At 66.1% G+C, this 3956-nt stretch carries 3 protein-coding genes; 1 reads left to right on the forward strand and 2 read right to left on the reverse strand.

Annotation, left to right across the window (positions count from 1 at the left end):
* Window positions 1-453 precede the first annotated feature (453 nt).
* Together ACVOK1_RS20305 and ACVOK1_RS20310 are read right to left on the reverse strand one after the other, a co-directional pair.
* The gene (locus tag ACVOK1_RS20305; protein ID WP_108765908.1) at window positions 454-678 is read right to left on the reverse strand and encodes a YbdD/YjiX family protein; all 225 of its coding nucleotides are present in this window, start codon (window positions 676-678) and stop codon (window positions 454-456) included.
* Window positions 678-2759, reverse strand: a complete 2082-nt coding sequence (locus ACVOK1_RS20310; RefSeq protein ID WP_108769600.1) for a carbon starvation CstA family protein — start codon at window positions 2757-2759, stop codon at window positions 678-680. The genes ACVOK1_RS20305 and ACVOK1_RS20310 overlap by 1 nt, the downstream gene beginning before the upstream one ends.
* Before the next feature lie 233 nt (window positions 2760-2992).
* On the opposite strand from ACVOK1_RS20310, the gene ACVOK1_RS20315 reads away from it, so the two are divergent.
* On the forward strand, window positions 2993-3844 hold the full coding sequence (locus ACVOK1_RS20315; protein WP_108769598.1) for a pirin family protein: 852 nt from the start codon (window positions 2993-2995) through the stop codon (window positions 3842-3844).
* Window positions 3845-3956: the final 112 nt, after the last annotated feature.

Below are 3956 nucleotides of genomic sequence, written 5' to 3' on the forward strand. Positions count from 1 at the left end.
GGTGTCTGCGGCATGGATGCCGCGGACAAGCCTCCATGGACGGATTCACGGCGTCCCCCGCGAACCCACCCCGCCCGACCTCTGACAGTTTCCGTGCGCGTCCGCCACGGAAAATCAAAAAAGAAAATCAAAGTCAAAGTCAGAAGCCGATCGCTTCGCTCGCATCCACGCATGGCGTGGATCTACCGAAGCGGGCAGTTGCATCGCGCGAGGTAGGTACAGAAGCGCCGCGATCTGTCAGGGGTGGGGCGGTGTGGGCTTGCAGGACCGCAGGCGCCATGGATGGCGCCTACGAGCCCCCAGGGATGGGTTTACGGAATGTCCTGCCCACCCACACCGCCCCGCCAAACAAACAGAAACCCAGAGCCGACGCTCTTGCAGTTGCAGTTGCAGTTGCACCTGCTGTTGAATCGGCAGGCGCCGGGCTGCAAGCCCGGCACCCACCCAAACACCTCAGCAGCAGCGACCGCCGTTGCGACCGCCGTAGCGCGCTTCCTGCCTCTCGCGGAAGAACGTCTTGTAGTCCATCGGTTCCTGATCCGGATGCTTCTCCAGCATGTGCCGGACGTAGTTGTCGTAATCAGGAATCCCACAGCACAGCCGTGCGGTCTGCACCAGGCGCCGCCAGATGCGGCGGTGCGTCTGGTACTGGCCGACGGGAACCAGTTGCGTGCTCATTACAGATCCACCATTTCGTGCGGCTTCAGCGCCACGTACGGGGTCTCGCGGTCGCTGCGCTGCGGATTGCGGCGGGCCGCCAGGATGGTCTTGATCGAGTACACCAGCACCGCACCCACCACCAGCAGGAACAGCGCGGTCAGGCTGGTGTTGACGTAGGCATTGACCACGATCTGCTGCATCTGCGCCACCGACTTGGCGGGTGCGGTGATCGTGTCGCTGGCGATTGCCGCCTGGTACTTGTGCGCCTGGGCCAGGAAGCCCTGCGCCGGGTTGCTGTCGAAGATCTTGATGAAGCCGGCGTAGGTGGTGCAGATCAGCAGCCACACGGCCGGAACCGCGGTCACCCACGCGTAGCGGTCACGCTTCATCTTGAACAGCACCACCGTGCCCAGCATCAGCGCGATACCGGCCAGCATCTGGTTGGAGATGCCGAACAGCGGCCACAGCGTCTGGATGCCGCCGAACGGATCGACCACGCCGGTGTACAGCAGGTAACCCCACAGCGCCACGCAGCCGGCAGTGCCGATGATGTTGGCCGTCCACGACTCGGTCTTCTTCAGCGCCGGGATGAAGTTGCCCAGCAGGTCCTGCAGCATGAAGCGACCGGCACGGGTACCGGCATCGACCGCGGTCAGGATGAACAGCGCTTCGAACAGGATCGCGAAGTGGTACCAGAAGGCCATCATCGCGTCGCTGCTGCTCGGGATCGCTTCGTGCAGGATCTGCGCGATACCCACCGCCAGCGTCGGTGCGCCACCGGCGCGATGCAGGATGGTCGGTTCACCGATGGCCGCCGCCGTGGCGGTCAGCTGTTCCGGGCTGATGGTGAAGCCCCAGGTGTTGGTGATGAAGTGCGCCGCCGAGGCCGCATCGGCACCGATCACCGCCGCCGGGCTGTTCATCGCGAAGTAGATGCCCGGATCGATGATCGAGGCGGCCACCAGCGCCATCACTGCCACGAACGATTCCATCAGCATGCCGCCGTAGCCGATGTAGCGCATGTGCGATTCATTGGCGAGCAGCTTGGGCGTGGTGCCCGAGGAGATCAGGGCATGGAAGCCGGACACCGCGCCGCAGGCGATGGTGATGAACAGGAACGGGAACATGCCGCCCTTCCACACCGGGCCGTCGCCGCTGGCGGCGAACTGGGTCAGCGCCGGCATCTTCAGTTCTGGCATGACCACCAGGATGCCGATGGCCAGGGCGATGATCGTGCCGATCTTCAGGAAGGTGGACAGGTAGTCGCGCGGGGCCAGCAGCAGCCACACCGGCAGCACCGACGCGACAAAGCCGTAACCGATCAGCATCCAGGTGATCTGGGTGCCGGTGAAGGTGAACGCCGGGCCCCAGGTCGGGTCTGCCGCCACCTTGCCGCCGAACCAGATCGCGGCCAGCAGCAGGATCAGGCCGACCACCGAAATCTCACCGATCTTGCCGGGGCGGATGTAGCGCATGTACACGCCCATCAGGATCGCGATGGGCATCGTCGCGATCACCGTGAACATGCCCCAGGGGCTTTCGGCCAGCGCCTTGACCACCACCATCGCCAGCACCGCCAGGATGATGATCATGATCAGGAAGGCGCCGAACAGGGCGATGGTGCCGGGCACCTGGCCCATTTCCTCTCGCACAAGGTCACCCAGCGAACGGCCGTTGCGGCGGCTGGACAGGAACAGGACCACGAAGTCCTGCACCGCGCCGGCCAGCACCACGCCCACCACCAGCCACAGCAGGCCGGGCAGGTAGCCCATCTGCGCGGCCAGCACCGGGCCGACCAGCGGGCCTGCACCGGCGATGGCGGCGAAGTGGTGGCCGAACAGCACGTGCTTGTTGGTCGGGACGTAGTCCAGGCCATCGTTGTTGATCACCGCCGGGGTGGCCCGGGTCGGATCGAGCTGCATCACCTTGTCGGCGATGAACAGGCTGTAGAAGCGGTAGGCCACCAGGTACAGCGATACCGCAGCGACCACGATCCACAATGCGTTGATGTGCTCGCCGCGGCGCAGGGCCACGGTGCCCAGACAGAATGCGCCGAGCAGGGCGAGGGCCGCCCAGCCTATTTTGGAAAACCCTTTCATGAGGTGCTCTCTCCCGGAAAGATGTTCAAAGGGTCCCGCGTGACCTGTGCACGGTCAATCGGTACGGAACCTTTCTGCGGTAGTACTTTGGTCGAACACAACGCAGGCGCCGCCGCGCGGCGGACATGACGCGCGGCGAACACCAGCGATGGAACAATCGGTTGCGGCGCCGCCCATTGGCGTTGCGGCGTGCGGCGTCCATCTTCACTGGCATCCATCCAACAGGAGTCGCCATGAGCCTTCCCGAACCGGTCCGCGTGCAGCGCACCATCCGTGGCATGCCCACCTCCGACGGTGCCGGCGTGCGGCTGACCCGTGTCATCGGCGGCCCGTCGCTGCCCGACCTCGATCCGTTCCTGCTGCTGGACGAATTCGGTACCGACCGTGCCGAGGACTACATCGCCGGCTTCCCGGAGCACCCGCACCGTGGCTTCGAGACCGTCACCTACATGCTGGACGGGCGCATGCGCCATCGCGACAACCACGGCAACGAAGGCCTGCTGACCCCGGGCAGCGTGCAGTGGATGACCGCTGGCCGCGGCCTGGTCCATTCGGAAATGCCGGAACAGGAAAGCGGGCAGATGCGCGGTTTCCAGCTGTGGGTGAACCTGCCGGCGCGCGACAAGATGACCGACCCGAAGTACCAGGAGTTCGCGCCCGAGCGCATTCCGGTGGTGCAGCCGGCCGAGGGCGTGCAGGTGAAAGTGATCGCCGGCAGCGTCGACGGCACCGTCGGCCCGATCGCGCAGCCGGCCACCGATCCGCTGTACCTGGACATCAGCCTGGACGCGGACCGCGCCTGGACCTATACGCTGCCGGAAGGGCACAACGCCTTCGCCTACGTGTTCGAGGGTGGGGTGACGGTGGGTGAGCAGGACGCCGCGCGCGACGTGGCCCGCCAGGAACTGGCGGTGCTGGGCGGCGGCGAGCAGCTGCACCTGTCGGCCGGGCGCGAAGGCGCACGGTTGATCCTGGTGGCGGGTCGCCCGCTGCGCGAGCCGGTCATGCGCCATGGCCCGTTCGTGATGAACACCCGGCAGGAACTGATGCAGGCCTTCGTCGATTTCCAGGAAGGCCGCTTCTGAGGGGTAGCGGGGGGGGCCCCCCCCCCCCCGGGAACGACACCGCCGCCCCCACCCCCCAACACCGGCCGGCGCAGCGCCCCCGACCAAGAGGGAGCATAGAGCGCACGGGACC

Source organism: Stenotrophomonas sp. STEN087 (assembly GCF_056759115.1).

Coding starts and splice junctions, on each gene's coding strand:
- ACVOK1_RS20310 (WP_108769600.1), bottom strand. CDS start 2,759: ATGAAAGGGTTTTCCAAAATAGGCTGGGCGGCCCTCGCCCTGCTCGGC.
- ACVOK1_RS20315 (WP_108769598.1), top strand. CDS start 2,993: ATGAGCCTTCCCGAACCGGTCCGCGTGCAGCGCACCATCCGTGGCATG.
- ACVOK1_RS20305 (WP_108765908.1), bottom strand. CDS start 678: ATGAGCACGCAACTGGTTCCCGTCGGCCAGTACCAGACGCACCGCCGC.